This is a genomic window from Rhodococcus sp. BL-253-APC-6A1W (genome assembly GCF_012843405.1).
In the GTDB taxonomy this organism is placed as follows: domain Bacteria; phylum Actinomycetota; class Actinomycetes; order Mycobacteriales; family Mycobacteriaceae; genus Rhodococcus.
In genome coordinates, this window is sequence record NZ_JABAFB010000005.1 from 1 (window position 1) to 14,029 (window position 14,029).

Genomic DNA, 14,029 nt, shown 5'->3' on the forward strand with positions numbered 1-14,029 from the left:
GGATGATCGCACCAAATAATTGGCACTGACATTCATCGGCACACTGTTGAGTTCTCAAAGAACACGCACACACCATCACTCACGAATTTCACAACTCGCTCGTTCCGGGGCAACTGTTCCAGCCTAGATCCCGCACCACACAGACGCAAATCCGTGCAGCTTCCGAACCCAGGGGCAGTACGAAACCTTACCAGAAGATTTCGAACCAGATATTCAGGCGCTCTCGTCCAACCTCGTTTTCCCAGTCCCTGTAGGTCCGGGTCGGTGTCCGTGTCGCTCTGACCTGGATTAAGTTACGCGAGCACCCCCACAAACACCAAATCGCCAGGTCAACGCCGATTTGCTGGGAAGAACCCGCCAGTCGATGTGCCGGCGGCCCACCGTGGCCCCCTATAGAGAGGGCGATCTGTAGAGAAGGTGTCCATCTATAGGGAGACAGGTACAGCACCTCCCCGGATTCCGGGAGACATCAGCAAGATGCCGAGCTCCGGGGCGTGATCCTGCGTCGGGTCACGGATGCCCCTACTACTCGAGTAACGTTCTCGCTTGAGTTGAGCGAGGAAGGGTGCCGTGACGTCGTCGGGGAACATGGTGGGGCTGTTCGCCGGAATCGGCGGCCTCGAGCTTGGGCTCGGGGAGAACGGGTGGAATACCGAACTCCTGTGTGAGGTCGACCCCGGTGCACAAGCGGTGCTGCGTGCCCGCTTCCCTGACGTTCCCCTCCATCCGGATGTCACCCAACTGCGTTCCTTGCCGCAGGGGACCGAACTGGTTGCGGCGGGCTTTCCCTGCCAGGACCTGTCCCAGGCCGGCCGTACCGCCGGCATCACCGGAACGAAGTCGAGCCTCGTGGACGAGGTGTTCCGTCTCGTCCGGCGCAAGAACGGGCCGCGCTGGCTCGTCATCGAGAATGTTCCGTTCATGCTCCAACTCAGCCGCGGTGCTGCGATGCGCCACATCACGGATGCGCTCGAAGACCTCGGGTACACGTGGGCCTACCGGGTGGTGGACGCTCGCGCCTTCGGCCTCCCCCAGCGCCGGCAGCGAGTGCTCATGGTGGCCTCCCGCACCGACGATCCGCGCGCCGTCCTGTTCGGGCAGGATGCCGGCATGCCGGTCGACGGGAACCCCGACCTGTTCCCGTGCGGCTTCTACTGGACGGAAGGTGTGCGCGGTTTGGGTTGGGCGGTCAATGCCGTGCCCACGCTCAAGGGCGGTTCGACTCTCGGTATCGCGAGTCCACCGGCCGTGCGATTGCCGTCCGGCGAGATCGTGACCCCCGGGCTGACCGATGCCGAACGACTCCAAGGATTCGACCCCGACTGGACCGCACCTGCCACGCAGGCGGTGGGTGTCCGGACCGGGCACCGCTGGCGCCTCGTGGGCAACGCCGTCAGTGTCCGGATGGCGACCTGGGTGGGACATCGCGTGAACAATCAGATCGACTACACCGCCGATCACGAGACTCCCCTCGAACCCGGCGATCCGTGGCCCACCGCGGCATGGGGTTCTCACCGCAAAGCATTCCGCGTGCACGAATCGCAGTGGCCCGTCCACGACCCCTACGAGGACCTCGGCGGATTCCTCGACGATTCGCGTCTGCTGTCCGCTCGCGCGACCGCCGGCTTCCTCCGGCGGGCACGGTCGGGCAGCCTCCGCTTTCTCCCAGGATTTCTCGACGACGTGGAGAACCACCTCGACCGCATGGGCGGCTTCCCGCAGGCCGCCGCGTAGGAGGTCGCGATGCCTCCGTCCGACGAACTCCGGCCCGCACGACCGCAGACGGACGCGCGTACCAGCGCACGGATGAGCAGGCAACGCCGTCGGGACACCGCTCCGGAAGTGGCGTTGCGACGCGAACTGCATCGCCGCGGTCTGCGCTTCTATGTGGACCGGGCGCCATGGCCCGGCGTGCGACGCCGAGCCGACCTGGTGTTTCCTCGCCGACGTGTCGCGGTGTACGTCGACGGCTGCTTCTGGCATCGGTGCCCACTGCACGCGACCGATCCGAAGAACAACGCCGAGTGGTGGGCCGACAAACTCGCAGGCAACGTCGAGCGTGACCGCGACACGGATTCTCTCCTGGCCGCTGCGGGGTGGACGGTGATCCGGGTGTGGGAGCACGAAGACCCGATCACGGCCGCCACGCGAGTCACGGAGGCGCTCACACCCCCGCCGGAATCACCCGCCGGTTCTCCTCTGGACGACTCCGGCACAGATTGAGCAGTAATTCGGATGCGCGCGCGGGCACGACCGCGCTTCACTGGAGTCATGGCCGAGCAGAAACGACGGATCCAGCGAGGCACCCGGCCACTGTTCAACGATTCGATGACCGGCAAGTCGGACTTCGTTCTGGTCATCGCCTTCGCTGCGCTCGCTGCGACGACGTGGTGGCTCCTGTTCTGAACTCGTGCGCCGACACCGTCCGGGTCAGGCCTTGGTGAGTTCCGCGTACCGCGCGATGTGGTGGTCCGCGGTACCGAACTCGTACTCGATCGCCGTCAACCGCTTGAAGTAGTGCCCGACCGCGAGTTCCTCGGTCATGCCCATTCCCCCGTGCAACTGGACGGCGTTCTGCCCGATGAAGCGCGCGGCACGGCTGATGGTCGCCTTCGTGGCCGAGACGGACCGCGCGCGGACGAGATCGTCCGCCTCGAGGTGCATGACGGCCAGGTACACGGCCGATATCGCTTGCTCGAGTTCCATGTACATGTCGACCATGCGGTGTTGCAATGCCTGGAAGCTGCCGATCGGGTGACCGAACTGCCGGCGTTGTTTCGTGTACTCGACGGTGTCGGCGAGTACCTTCCGCATGAGGCCGACCGCTTCTGCCGCCACCGCGGTGGTGGCTTCGTCGATCCCCAGGGACACCGACGGCCACGCGCCGCCCTCGTCACCGAGCAGAGCGTCCGCGGGGACGCGAAAACCGGAGAAGGTGAGATCCGAGGCGCGGCGATCGTCGATGGTTCGATACGAGTGCATCTCCACTCCGGCCGGAGGGTTCGCAGGATCGAACTCGACGAGGAAGAGCGACAACCCTGCGGTGTCGCGGCGGTCACCTGCTGTGCGGGCGGTCACGAGGAGATGTGTTGCCAGCGGAGCGCTGGTGACGACGATCTTGGCACCGTCGATCACCCACTCGCCGCCGTCCCGGCGCGCGGTGGTCGTCAGGTCGTGGAAGTCGTAGCCACTCGTCGGTTCCGTTGCCGCGAAGGCGGTGACCGCCTCCCCCGAGGCGATCGCTTCGAGTACTGCGTGTGCCCGGGGTCCGCCGGAGCGGTGGAGCATCCCGCCCCCGAGCACAACGGTGTCGACATAAGGCTCGACGACGAGGGCGTGCCCCAGAGCTTCGGCCACGACCATCAATTCCACCGGGCCGCCGTTCATTCCTCCGACGTCTTCCGGAAGAGTGGCGCCGAGGATGCCGAGTTCTTCGGACAGCGCGCGCCACACGTCGGGTTGCCACCCCGCGCCGGTGGTCGCTGCCGTGCGACTCCGGGCCAGGTCGTACCGGTGTGAGAGAAACCCGGTGACCGAATCGCGGAGAAGCTCTTGCTCTTTGCTCAAACCGAAGTCCATCAGAGCCCCAATGCTGCTTTGGCGAGGATATTTCGCTGAATCTCGTTGCTACCGGCATAGATCGAGCCGGCGCGGTCGTTGAAATAGCGCAGCGGCGCTACCGCTTGCCAGTCTTCGCCACTGACGTAACCGTCGGCGGGCGGTTCGTAGTCGGCGATCGGGCCACCGGGCGCAGTGACGTGCGGTTGGTACACGCGCCCCCGTGGGCCGGCAGCCTCGAGAGCCAATTGCGTCAGCGTCTGGCTGAGCTCGGTGCCGAGCACTTTGAGCATGGATGACGCCGGGCCCGGGTCCCTACCTGCGGACAGCGCTGCGAGGGCGCGGTATTCGAGGATCTCCAGTACGTCGGTACGGATACGGGCGTCCGCGAGTCTGGCGGCGAACGCGGGATCGTCGACGAGCGCGCGACCGCCGGGGCCGGGTTGCCCGGCTGCCGCGACCGCGATGCGCTCTGCGAGGACCTGGAGTGCGGGCGCAGCAGCCGCTCCGCCTCGCTCGAACACCAGCAAGTACTTCGCGACGGACCAGCCGTGGTCGATCTCGCCCAGGACGTTCTTCTTGGGGACACGCACGCCGTCGAAGAACACCTGGTTCTGGACCTCTTCGCCGGAGGTCATCACCAAGGGTCGGATCTCGATGCCCGGCGAGGTCATATCGATGAGCAGGAAGGTGATGCCCTGCTGCTTTCGTTCGGTTCTGGTGGTCCGCACGAGCGCGAACATCCAGTTCGCCTCCGTCGCGTGGGTGGTCCAGATCTTGCTTCCGGTCACGACGAGATCGTCACCGTCGTGCACAGCCGCCATGCTCAGGGAGGCGAGGTCGGAACCGGCTTCGGGTTCCGAGTAGCCCTGGCAGAAGAAGACGTCACCGGTGAGGATTCCGGGCAGGAAGTAGTCCTTCTGTGCCTGCGTGCCGTACGCGACGATCGCATGCGCAACCATCCGGATACCCATCGGCGACAACGACGGGGCACCGGCGAGGATCGATTCGCGACCGAAGATGTAGTGCTGCGTCTGCGTCCAGTCGCATCCTCCGTACTCCACCGGCCAGGCCGGCGCCGCCCATCCCCGCTCGTGGAGGATGCGCTGCCACTCCATGCTCGCCTCGTGGTCGGAGTACACGCTGGTGGCCAGCCTGCCGGCACGTCTCAGCTCGGGGGTGAGCTTCTCGTCGAGAAAGGCACGGACCTCGTCTCGGAAGGCGGCGTCGGCGTCGGACCACGCAAGTTCCATGTCTTCTCCCCCGCAGAGCGCGACCGCCAGCCGCCGGCTGATCGTGCGAATCATCGTTAACTTCTCGGCACCGTCCCGGAATCTACTGTCGTTCGCACGGCCTCGTCAATACATCCTTTGGGCCGGTACCGGCGTCGTTTTGCTCCCCCACCGAACCCGACGAACTCCGGGCGGGCAGTCCGCCAGGGGTGAGATGCCGGATTCACTCGCGGGCCTGTCGGCGCCGCACCGCACGTGACCAGTGGTGACTGCGGTCACAACATCCGGTAGAACAGTCTTCTGACAATGGAATAACTGCACTCTCCGATTGGATGATCATGACTCTTGCAGAGTGCCGGCGCACGGAGGTAGTCCGTTGAAGTTCTGGACCGGGACCGCATTCATGAAGACGACCGAAATGCCGGCGGTGGCGACCATGCTCGACCAGGCAGGGTTCCACGGCGTGCTCGTCTCGGACCACCTGATCTATCCGAAAGAGATGAAGACCGTCTACCCCGGGCACGAGAGCGGAAAGATGTTCTGGCACCCGGAGACGGACTGGCCCGACGCGTGGGTCCTCATCGGAGCCATGGCAGCCGTCACCCAGAACCTGCACTTCGGCAACAACGTCTACATCGCGCCGTCGCGCCCACTTCTCGAGGTCGTGAAACAGGTGGGCACCGCAGCGGCTATCTCACACGGCCGCGTGTCCATCGGCCTCTCCGCCGGTTGGATGCGCGAGGAATTCGAGTTGCTGGGCCAGGACTTCGACAACCGTGGCCCGCGCCTCAACGAGATGATCGAGGCGTTGCGCGCACTGTGGAAGGGCGGATGGGTGTCCTTCAAGGGCGAGTACTACGACATCCCCGAGATGACGATCGAGCCGCACCCGCCTGCACCCGTACCGATCCTGTGCGGTGGAGAATCCACTGCCGCACTCAAGCGAGCCGCCCGCTACTGCGACGGCTGGGTCGGCACGGCGTACACCATCGACGACGCCGAGAAGTGGATCGAGCGGATCAACGGTTACCGGCGCGAATTCGGACGTGAGAACGAACCGTTCGACATCATCCTCGGTCTGCGCGACCAGCCGTCCACCGAGCTGTACAAGCGGGCCGAGAAGATCGGGATCACGGGCGTGATGTGCTCGCCGTGGGCCAACTGGGAAGCAACCCACTCCGGCGACCACGATCACCTTCTCGGGACCGCGGAGCGCTACCGCGAGCCCATCGAGCGATTCGCGGAGGAGATCATCGCGAAGCTGGTGTGACACGACCCGCAGTGCGAGAACACCCCGCCGACAATGCCGGCGGGGTGTTCTTGTGCGTGCGCCCGAAGGGATTCGAACCCCTAACCTTCTGATCCGTAGTCAGATGCTCTATCCGTTGAGCTACGGGCGCAAGTTATTCAATTGTCGTCAGTGACGGTACACCAACTGGCGGAGGCGAGAGGATTTGAACCTCCGGTCCCCGGTAAGGGGGACAACTCATTAGCAGTGAGTCCCATTCGGCCGCTCTGGCACGCCTCCTCGGGGATTCGAAGCTCTCGAACCGCCGGGACGAAAGATTACACATGCACCGCACCGAAACGCAAAACGGCTGGTCAACGCAGGTGAGTGTCGAACCAATCGTAGATACGGCGCCGCGCGTCGACGATCGCCGCTTCCGCGCGATCGGTCTCGGGATCGAGGGAGTCGTGCACGACCGGCGGCTCATCCGGCCGGTGGGCGAGCCCTTCGTAACTGACCACAAGCGCCGGCGCATCCGACCGGCCCGCAGCCTCACGCAAGGCGGCGACCTCCGACGGTGGAGTCTTCGGGTCGTCGTCGCCGTACAGTCCGAGCCACGGCGCCCGGAGCGACCCGACGATGTCGACGAGCGACCGCGTACCGCCCTGCGCGGTCTGCACGATGCCGGGCGAGGCCACGCTCACGACGGCACCGACGACCCGCTCCGCGGCAACATAGAGCGCGGCCGTGCCCGCATCGTCGAACCCGAGCACCCCGATCATGTCGGGGCCGATCCCTTGCCCGGCGATCCACCGGAAGGTCGCGTCCACGTTCGCGTAGAACTCGTCCCCGAACTGCTCGGCGTTCTCCGCACTACGAGCATCCTGTGTGGGCTCGGGCGCGACGACGAGCCACCGATCGTCGGCGAGCGTCTCGATGAAGTCGCGGAGGGCAGGCGAGAGTCCGTGGGAGCGGTGCAACACCACGATGCTCCCGCGCGGCCTCGAATCCGGACGAACCACCGTCAGCGGTACGTCCCCGGTACCACCGATCCGCGGCGCAGCATCATTGCTGGTTTCCGGCATGGTGTCCACGATGACACGCCCACCGAGTACCCGCACGGAATCGTCGGGAGCATAATCGGCTGGTGACCCCTCGGACCCGACCCGACCTCGCCTCGATCCCGGCCTACGTTCCCGGACGCACGTTTCCCGGCGCTGTGAAGCTCGCCAGCAACGAGACGACCGCCGGCCCGTTGCCCTCCGTGCGCGAGGCCATTCTCGAAGCCGCCGCCGACGTGAACCGGTATCCGGACAACGGCGCCACGGCGTTGCTCGCAGCGCTGTCGGAGCGGCTGCAGGTCCCCGTCGAGAACATCGCGGTCGGCTGCGGATCGGTGAGCCTGTGCCAGGAACTCGTGCAGGTCACCTGCGAGCCCGGCGACGAGGTGATCTTCCCGTGGCGATCGTTCGAGGCGTACCCGGTGGTGGTGGCCGTCGCGGCCGCAACCGCGGTCCCCGTGGCGAACACCCCGGAGCACGGCCACGAGCTGAAAGCGATGCTCGCGGCCATCACCGACCGGACCCGCCTGATCTTCATCTGCAATCCCAACAATCCGACCGGCTCGCTCCTCGGGAAGAAGGAACTCGAGCAGTTCCTCGACGAAGTCCCGTCCGACGTCGTCGTCGCACTCGACGAGGCGTACTTCGAATACGTGCGGCCCGCCTCGGAGGACGACTTCGCAGACGGTCTCGACCTGGCGAAGAACCGCCACAACGTGGTCGTACTGCGGACGTTCTCCAAGGCGTACGGACTTGCGGGCCTGCGGGTCGGGTATGCGGTCGCCGCCCCCGAACTCACCGCGGCCATGAGCAAGGTGCACACCCCGTTCTCGGTCAACACGATCGCGCAGAAGGCCGCCATCGCGTCGCTCGAGGCCGCCGACGAACTGCTCGCGCGTACCGAACATGTCGTCGCCGAGCGCCACCGCGTGCGCGACGCACTGCTGGCGGCCGGCTACGACGTGCCCGAGAGCGGTGCGAACTTCCTCTGGCTGCCCCTCGGCGACCGGTCTGCGGCCTTCGCCGAGGCGGCGGCAGAGGCAGGCGTGATCCTGCGGAACTTCACCGGTGACGGCACGCGCGTGACGATCGGCGACCCGCACGAGAACGATCGGTTCCTCGCCTTCGCGACGGGTCCGGGCCGGGCACTCGCAGGGGTCGCCTGACCTGTGACGAGACCCAACCGTTATCCCTAGGTATCGGTGACGTGACCCTGCGCTGACACACTCGGGCGGTTGATACGGACCCGACTCGGAGGCGCTGCATGGATGGAGGCAAGGCACGCCGTGCCCTGTCCGCCTTTGCACTCGCCGCAGTCGTGTGTGCAGGTACCGGTGTCGCACCCGCTGCTGCGGAACCTCCGAACGTGGTGCCGGTGCGCCTGATCGCCTTCGGTGATCTCCACGGCAACCTTCTGCCGCCGCAGGGACCGCGCAGTGAGGTCGTCAGGTCCGACGGAACGTCCGTCGCCGCAGGTGGAGTGGCGCATCTCGCGGCCTACGTGCGTCAGCTACGGGCACAAGCAGACCATTCGATGCTGTACGCGGTAGGCGACACGTGGGGGTCGTCCCCGCTCGAATCGGCGATGTTCCACGACGAGCCCACCATCGAGTTGCTGAACGATCTCGACGTCACGGCCGCCGCACTGGGCAACCACGAACTCGACCAGGGATACGCGGAGTTGACCCGTCTGCGCGACGGAGGGTGTCACCCCGACGACGGGTGCCGTTACGGCGAGACGTTCGAGGGTGCTCGCTTCCCCTTGCTCGCCGCGAATCTCACGACCGAGGACGGGGCGCCTGCCGCGCTGCCGTTCAGCATCAGCTATGTCGACGGAATCCCGGTCGGCACCATCGGTGTGCTTCCCAGCAACACGCCGGACTTCATCCGGTCCGACTCCATCGCGGGCCTTCGATTCGGCGACGAGATCGAGGCGGTGGACCGAACCGCCGACCTACTCGATTCACTGGGGGTTCGCGCCGTCGTGCTGCTCTACAAGGGCGATATCGGCACCGATGGACAGAACGACCCCTGCCATCCCGTCGACGGGCCGGCGAACGTCGTCGCCACCGCCGTGTCCCCGAAAGTCGATCTGATCGTCACCTCGGACGGTGACAGGCACTTCAACTGCACCTATCCCGATCCGCTCGGCCAACCACGTACCGTCGTGCAAGGCGCCTCGCACGGGCGCATCATCTCCGTCGCAGATCTCATGATCGACCGCGAAACCCGCGACGTACTGCGGGATCACACGCTGGCTTTCACCCAAGTCATCACCCACGACATCGAACCCGACCCACAGACGCAGCAGTTCGTCGAACGCGCAGTCGAAATGTCCGACGCGGTCGCAGGTCGTCGCGTGGGTTCCGCCTCGGCGGACATCACCCGCGAAGCGGGTCCCAGCGGCGAATCCGCGCTCGGCAACCTCGTTGCCGATGCCCAGCTCGCAGCAGCCCGATCGGTGGGAGCGCAAGTGGCACTGACGAATCCGGGCGGCCTTCGCAGCGACCTCATCTGCGGAGAAAACGGAGTCGTCACGTACGGGCAAACGTACGCAGCGCAGCCTTTCGGCAATCGCCTCCAGGTGCTCGAACTCTCCGGCGCCCAACTCGACGAACTTCTCGAGCAACAATTCCAGACGACCGCGAACGGCAACGCGCTCGAATGGATTCTCGCGCCGTCGGACAACTTTCGATACACGCTCGACCGGATCGCTCCTTCGGGCGACCGAATCCGGGATCTCACGATCGACGGGGAGCCGGTCGACCCCGAACAGCACTACCGAGTGGTGGTCAACGACTTCCTCGCGGAAGGTGGTGACGGCTTCGACGTCTTCACCCACGCCCGGCACCGAACCGGCGCCGGAGAGGAACTCGACGCTCTCAACGCCTATTTCGCGGCCCACGATCCCGTCGTCCCGCCCACAACAGACCGCATCCACATGCACTGAGCGCGAACCTACAGTTGGAGAGCGGCTTTCAGCGTCGGCCACGCGGTCTTGATGTCGTCCTGCCAGTATGCCCACGAGTGGGTACCCCACGGCCGGTATACGACCTGCGCCGGAATATCGAGCTGCCGCAGGCGACGGTCGAAGGTCACCGTGCACGCCAACGTGCCGATTTCGAGCGGCGTACCGCCGGTCAACACTTCTTCGCCCGAACCGAAGTCGTACGGGCCTACGAGACCGTTGCCCGTACTGAGGAAGATTTCCTTGCCGCGCAGCCGCTCGGCGAGCAGGTACGAATCGTGTTCCGCCCAGACGGGGTCACCGGGGGGTCCCCACATGTTGTCCGGGTTCCCGCCCTTGTAGGCGACGGTTCCGCGCACCGAGTCGCGGGACGACTCACGCGAGGTATCGAAACATCCGCTCAGCGCCGCAACGCCTCGATACAGATCGGGGTGTCGCGTGATCAGGCTCATCGCCCCGGTCGCCCCCATCGACAACCCGGCGACCGCGTTGACCCCGTTGCCGTGGAACCGTGCATCGATGAGCTGCGGCAGTTCCTGCGTCAGGAAGGTTTCCCACTTGTTGACACCGAGTACCGGGTCGGGGTTCCGCCAATCGGTGTAGTAACTCGCCGTGCCGCCGATCGGGAGCACGACGTTGACGTTCTTGTCGGCGACGAACTCCTCGATGTCGGTGCGCTGAGTCCACGTGCTCTCCCTGAACTCGGACTCCTCGCCCGCGCTGACCCCGTCGAGCAGGTACAACGTCGGTCGAGGGCCGTCACCGACGGGATGGAGCACCTGCACCCGGACCACGCGCTGCATCGCGGGCGAGAACACTTCGACGTCCGTCCGCTGTTCGGTGAGCATCGCCGTGCGCTCGATCGACGCGACAGGCGCCGGCTGGGCGTGCGAAAGCGACGGAATTCCTACTATCGACATCACACCCACACCGAGCGCGGTGATGAACCTTTTCAGCATCGAGCTCCCCGTCCCCCGACGACATGGATCCTGATCCCAACTCGGCCGCGCGTGCGCGGTCAAGCCGACTGGTAGCGGCCCTAGTCCCCTTCACTGGGATCGTGACCGGTCCCGGGCAGCGCGCAGCACCGGCGGCGCCGGCTGGTGCATCCATGTTTCCCCGGATCGGGTGCGGGGAAACCCCTGGAACATGACCGTACTCGTCGTAGCCGGGAGCAACCGAGGAGTGACTCACCAGGTCGCACAAGCGATCGCCGAGTCGCTCGGTACACGCGATATCGAGGTCACGTTGGGCGAGAACAGCGATCTCGACCGCGTGGCGGAGTTCGAGGCGATCATCATCGGCAGCGCAGCCGAAAGCGGAAAGTGGCCCGCTGCCTCCGCAGATCTGTGCCGCCGGTACGCGGACGCCTTGACTCAGCAGCAGGTGTGGTTGTTCTCCGCGCCCGTGGAGGAGAACAGCACCATCCGCGGGGAGGTGGAAGTGCCCGAACTCTTGGCGGCTGTCGCCGCGCGCGACCACAAGTACTTCCCGACTTCCGACCCCGACGAAGTCATGACGTGGACATCGCTCATCGCGGACGAACTCGAAGGAAACAGCTGACATGTCTCCGGGACGGCAAGTCCCTCAGACGATGAGCACGTAGCTCACTCCCGCTGTGATCGCGCCGAGAACGGCGCCGACCGTCACCTGTCCGATCGTGTGATGGTCGAGATGCACGCGGGACCAGCCACTGAGAACGGTGAGGACCAGACCCGCGAGCCACCAGGGCGACAGAGCGAGGGCCAGAACGACACTCACCCCGGCCGCGACTCCCGTATGAAAGCTGATCTTCCATCGGAAGATGCTGGTGACGACAGCCGCTGCCACCAAGGTGATCAAACCGGCGGCCGTGAACCCGACCATCTCCTGCGGAGCATCGGCGACGACCAGGGTCACCAACCCACCTGTCGTCGCCAGCAAGATCACGACGATCAGCGCGTGACGTTCGTCGAGCGTGGTGACATGGTGGTCACCGATACGCGATCGGCGCATGCCCAGGAGAATCGCACCCATCGGGATCACTCCCGCACACACGGCGACGAACACGCCCCAGCCGAGTGCACCGACCGCTGCGCCGAGAATCACAGACGTAACGATGTTGATCACCCACGGTGCACCCACCTCGGTCAGTACACGCGCAACCAGATCGACGGTGCTTCTGCGCGCACCTACATCCGTGTCGGTCATGAACCCTTTCCGTTCGTCTGCAACCCCGCACGCCCGTCCCGATGGGCACGTCCGGTGACGTCCTCCACCACAGCAAAAATCCCCTCACCTGCGCGAACAGGTAAGGGGACTGTGGCGGAAGCGGAGGGATTTGAACCCCCGTTGGTTTTACCCAAGCTCGCTTTCAAGGCGAGTGCATTCGGCCGCTCTGCCACGCTTCCGTCGCAAATCCTAACCGCATCCGCGCCCTAGTGGTCGGCGAGGGCTTCGTCGATCCGGCCGAAGATCTGCGCGAGTGCTTTGACCTGGCTCTTGGAGAGCCGGTCGATGAGGTTGTTGCGGACGGCGCGGACGTGGGTGGGGGCCGCTTCGGCGAGCCGCCGACGTCCTTCATCGGTGACCGACGCGAGAACCCCGCGACCGTCCTCGGGGCACGACCCGCGCACGACCAGGTTCTGTTCCTCCATGCGGCGGATCTGATGGGTGAGTCGGCTGCGCGACGAGAGGACACCGTCGGCGAGTTCACTCATACGCAGCGAGCCGTGCTCCGACTCGGACAGCAGGACCAGGATTCGGTACTCCGCCAGCGACAATCCGTGTCGCTCCTGCAGGTTTCGGTTGAGCACATCCATCAGGCGGGCGTTGCCGTCCACATAGTTGCGCCAGGCGGTCTGCTCTTCCGCGGTCAACCAGTTCGGCTCGTCCTGTTCGCTCGTCACCCGGAAAGTCTAAGGCGGACTCGGGCGCGAAGGTTCTCCCGGCGAAGCGACATGCGCGCCGAGATGGGATAACCACACCGCGGGCCGCACACGCTAGCGTCGGGGTCATGCACGCAATCGTCGTTACCGAACCCGGTGGTCCCGAAGTTCTCCGGTGGGCAGAGTGTCCCGATCCCACGGTCGGCCCCGGACAGGTCCTCCTCGATGTCGCAGCGACCGCCGTCAATCGTGCGGACCTTCTGCAGCGCCGCGGGCTCTACCCCCCGCCGCCCGGAGCCAGCGAAATCCTCGGACTCGAATGTTCCGGCGTCATAGCCGAACTCGGTGAGGGTGTCAGCGGATGGAACATCGGTGATCGTGTGTGTGCGCTCCTGACCGGCGGTGGTTACGCCGAGCAGGTCGTGGTGCCCTCCGCCCAGTTGTTGCCCGTGCCGGCCGGTATGGACATCGCCGTGGCTGCGTCGCTCCCGGAGATCGCCTGCACGGTGTGGTCGAACGTGGTGATGACCGCGGGACTCGAACGCGGCGACGTGCTGCTCGTGCACGGTGGTGGCGGGGGTATCGGCACGCACGCGATCCAGGTGGGTAAGGCGCTCGGTGCCAAGGTCGCGGTCACCGCGTCGGCCGGCAAGCTCGAGCGGTGCCGGGAACTCGGCGCCGATCTGGCAATCGACTACCGCAGCCAGGATTTCGTGGCCGAGGTGCGCAACGCGTTCGGTGGTGCCGACGTGGTGCTCGACAACATGGGTGCGGCGTATCTGTCCCGCAACATCGACGTGCTCGCGCCGGACGGACGACTCGTCGTCATCGGCATGCAGGGTGGCACCAAGGGTGAGATGAACTTCGGCAAGCTCCTCGCCAAGCGCGGACACGTGATCGCGACGGGCCTGCGCGGCCGTCCGGACACCGGCAAGTCGGGTAAGAGTGCAATTGTCGCCGCGGTGCGTGAACACCTGTGGCCGCTGATCGAGGAGGCGAAGGTGCAGCCGGTGGTGCACGCCGAGTTGCCCATCACAGAAGCTGCGCGGGCGCACGAGATGCTCGACAGTCCCGACACTGTCGGCAAGGTGGTGCTGCGGGTCGCCCGGACCTGA

The 14,029-nt window shown here is 65.7% G+C and carries 14 protein-coding genes and 3 tRNA genes; 8 read left to right on the top strand and 9 right to left on the bottom strand.

Annotation, left to right across the window (positions count from 1 at the left end):
• Positions 1-588 precede the first annotated feature (588 nt).
• From dcm to HF877_RS21505, 3 genes are read left to right on the top strand one after another with little or no spacing between them, the layout of a single operon-like run.
• On the top strand, positions 589-1,734 hold the full coding sequence (gene dcm, locus HF877_RS08495) for a DNA (cytosine-5-)-methyltransferase (RefSeq protein WP_169621050.1): 1,146 nt from the start codon (positions 589-591) through the stop codon (positions 1,732-1,734).
• A gap of 9 nt (positions 1,735-1,743) precedes the next feature.
• Positions 1,744-2,223, top strand: a complete 480-nt coding sequence (locus HF877_RS08500; RefSeq protein WP_169620743.1) for a very short patch repair endonuclease — start codon at positions 1,744-1,746, stop codon at positions 2,221-2,223.
• A gap of 48 nt (positions 2,224-2,271) precedes the next feature.
• Positions 2,272-2,406: a hypothetical protein gene (locus tag HF877_RS21505; protein WP_277350459.1), complete on the top strand. Its 135-nt coding sequence runs from the start codon at positions 2,272-2,274 to the stop codon at positions 2,404-2,406.
• Positions 2,407-2,430: 24 nt separating this feature from the next.
• On the opposite strand, the gene HF877_RS08505 is transcribed toward HF877_RS21505, so the two are convergent.
• Together HF877_RS08505 and HF877_RS08510 are read right to left on the bottom strand one after the other, a co-directional pair.
• The gene (locus HF877_RS08505) at positions 2,431-3,579 is read right to left on the bottom strand and encodes an acyl-CoA dehydrogenase family protein (RefSeq protein ID WP_169620744.1); all 1,149 of its coding nucleotides are present in this window, start codon (positions 3,577-3,579) and stop codon (positions 2,431-2,433) included.
• Positions 3,579-4,811 (bottom strand): acyl-CoA dehydrogenase family protein, encoded by a 1,233-nt coding sequence (locus HF877_RS08510; protein ID WP_169621051.1) that lies wholly within the window; start codon positions 4,809-4,811, stop codon positions 3,579-3,581. The genes HF877_RS08505 and HF877_RS08510 overlap by 1 nt, the downstream gene beginning before the upstream one ends.
• Before the next feature lie 355 nt (positions 4,812-5,166).
• Between HF877_RS08510 and HF877_RS08515 the strand changes: the two genes are divergently transcribed.
• Positions 5,167-6,060 carry a TIGR03619 family F420-dependent LLM class oxidoreductase gene (locus HF877_RS08515; RefSeq protein WP_169620745.1) on the top strand — a complete coding sequence of 298 codons (894 nt, stop codon included), beginning with the start codon at positions 5,167-5,169 and terminating at the stop codon, positions 6,058-6,060.
• A 57-nt stretch (positions 6,061-6,117) separates the two neighbouring features.
• On the opposite strand, the gene HF877_RS08520 is transcribed toward HF877_RS08515, so the two are convergent.
• The 3 genes from HF877_RS08520 to HF877_RS08530 all read right to left on the bottom strand — a co-directional run bounded on the left by HF877_RS08520 (position 6,118) and on the right by HF877_RS08530 (position 7,103).
• A tRNA-Arg gene (locus HF877_RS08520) sits at positions 6,118-6,190 on the bottom strand.
• Between the two features lie 36 nt (positions 6,191-6,226).
• Positions 6,227-6,318 (bottom strand) — tRNA-Ser (locus HF877_RS08525).
• A 74-nt stretch (positions 6,319-6,392) separates the two neighbouring features.
• Complete coding sequence (locus HF877_RS08530; RefSeq protein WP_169620746.1) at positions 6,393-7,103, bottom strand: dienelactone hydrolase family protein; 711 nt, start codon at positions 7,101-7,103, stop codon at positions 6,393-6,395.
• Positions 7,104-7,165: 62 nt separating this feature from the next.
• Here HF877_RS08530 and hisC point away from each other — a divergent pair, with 62 nt between their 5' ends.
• Positions 7,166-8,245 (top strand): histidinol-phosphate transaminase, encoded by a 1,080-nt coding sequence (gene hisC, locus HF877_RS08535; protein ID WP_169620747.1) that lies wholly within the window; start codon positions 7,166-7,168, stop codon positions 8,243-8,245.
• A 98-nt stretch (positions 8,246-8,343) separates the two neighbouring features.
• Positions 8,344-10,029 (top strand): bifunctional UDP-sugar hydrolase/5'-nucleotidase, encoded by a 1,686-nt coding sequence (locus HF877_RS08540; protein WP_169620748.1) that lies wholly within the window; start codon positions 8,344-8,346, stop codon positions 10,027-10,029.
• 8 nt (positions 10,030-10,037) lie between these two features.
• Here the strand turns inward: HF877_RS08540 and HF877_RS08545 are convergent, their stop codons facing one another.
• Complete coding sequence (locus HF877_RS08545) at positions 10,038-11,006, bottom strand: alpha/beta hydrolase family protein (RefSeq protein WP_169620749.1); 969 nt, start codon at positions 11,004-11,006, stop codon at positions 10,038-10,040.
• 190 nt (positions 11,007-11,196) lie between these two features.
• Here HF877_RS08545 and HF877_RS08550 point away from each other — a divergent pair, with 190 nt between their 5' ends.
• Positions 11,197-11,610, top strand: a complete 414-nt coding sequence (locus HF877_RS08550) for a flavodoxin domain-containing protein (protein WP_169620750.1) — start codon at positions 11,197-11,199, stop codon at positions 11,608-11,610.
• 24 nt (positions 11,611-11,634) lie between these two features.
• Here the strand turns inward: HF877_RS08550 and HF877_RS08555 are convergent, their stop codons facing one another.
• The 3 genes from HF877_RS08555 to HF877_RS08565 all read right to left on the bottom strand — a co-directional run bounded on the left by HF877_RS08555 (position 11,635) and on the right by HF877_RS08565 (position 12,935).
• Entirely contained in the window at positions 11,635-12,237 is a 603-nt protein-coding gene (locus tag HF877_RS08555; protein WP_169620751.1) for a hypothetical protein, read from the bottom strand.
• 112 nt (positions 12,238-12,349) lie between these two features.
• Positions 12,350-12,437, bottom strand: a tRNA-Ser gene (locus HF877_RS08560).
• A gap of 27 nt (positions 12,438-12,464) precedes the next feature.
• The gene (locus HF877_RS08565) at positions 12,465-12,935 is read right to left on the bottom strand and encodes a MarR family transcriptional regulator (protein WP_296550030.1); all 471 of its coding nucleotides are present in this window, start codon (positions 12,933-12,935) and stop codon (positions 12,465-12,467) included.
• Positions 12,936-13,042: 107 nt separating this feature from the next.
• Here HF877_RS08565 and HF877_RS08570 point away from each other — a divergent pair, with 107 nt between their 5' ends.
• Complete coding sequence (locus tag HF877_RS08570; protein WP_169620752.1) at positions 13,043-14,029, top strand: NAD(P)H-quinone oxidoreductase; 987 nt, start codon at positions 13,043-13,045, stop codon at positions 14,027-14,029.

Excerpts from the sequence above, each read along its gene's own strand:
- dcm (WP_169621050.1), top strand. The coding sequence starts at position 589 with ATGGTGGGGCTGTTCGCCGGAATCGGCGGCCTCGAGCTTGGGCTCGGG.
- HF877_RS08500 (WP_169620743.1), top strand. The coding sequence starts at position 1,744 with ATGCCTCCGTCCGACGAACTCCGGCCCGCACGACCGCAGACGGACGCG.
- HF877_RS21505 (WP_277350459.1), top strand. The coding sequence starts at position 2,272 with ATGGCCGAGCAGAAACGACGGATCCAGCGAGGCACCCGGCCACTGTTC.
- HF877_RS08505 (WP_169620744.1), bottom strand. The coding sequence starts at position 3,579 with ATGGACTTCGGTTTGAGCAAAGAGCAAGAGCTTCTCCGCGATTCGGTC.
- HF877_RS08510 (WP_169621051.1), bottom strand. The coding sequence starts at position 4,811 with ATGGAACTTGCGTGGTCCGACGCCGACGCCGCCTTCCGAGACGAGGTC.
- HF877_RS08530 (WP_169620746.1), bottom strand. The coding sequence starts at position 7,103 with ATGCCGGAAACCAGCAATGATGCTGCGCCGCGGATCGGTGGTACCGGG.
- HF877_RS08540 (WP_169620748.1), top strand. The coding sequence starts at position 8,344 with ATGGATGGAGGCAAGGCACGCCGTGCCCTGTCCGCCTTTGCACTCGCC.
- HF877_RS08545 (WP_169620749.1), bottom strand. The coding sequence starts at position 11,006 with ATGCTGAAAAGGTTCATCACCGCGCTCGGTGTGGGTGTGATGTCGATA.
- HF877_RS08550 (WP_169620750.1), top strand. The coding sequence starts at position 11,197 with ATGACCGTACTCGTCGTAGCCGGGAGCAACCGAGGAGTGACTCACCAG.
- HF877_RS08555 (WP_169620751.1), bottom strand. The coding sequence starts at position 12,237 with ATGACCGACACGGATGTAGGTGCGCGCAGAAGCACCGTCGATCTGGTT.
- HF877_RS08570 (WP_169620752.1), top strand. The coding sequence starts at position 13,043 with ATGCACGCAATCGTCGTTACCGAACCCGGTGGTCCCGAAGTTCTCCGG.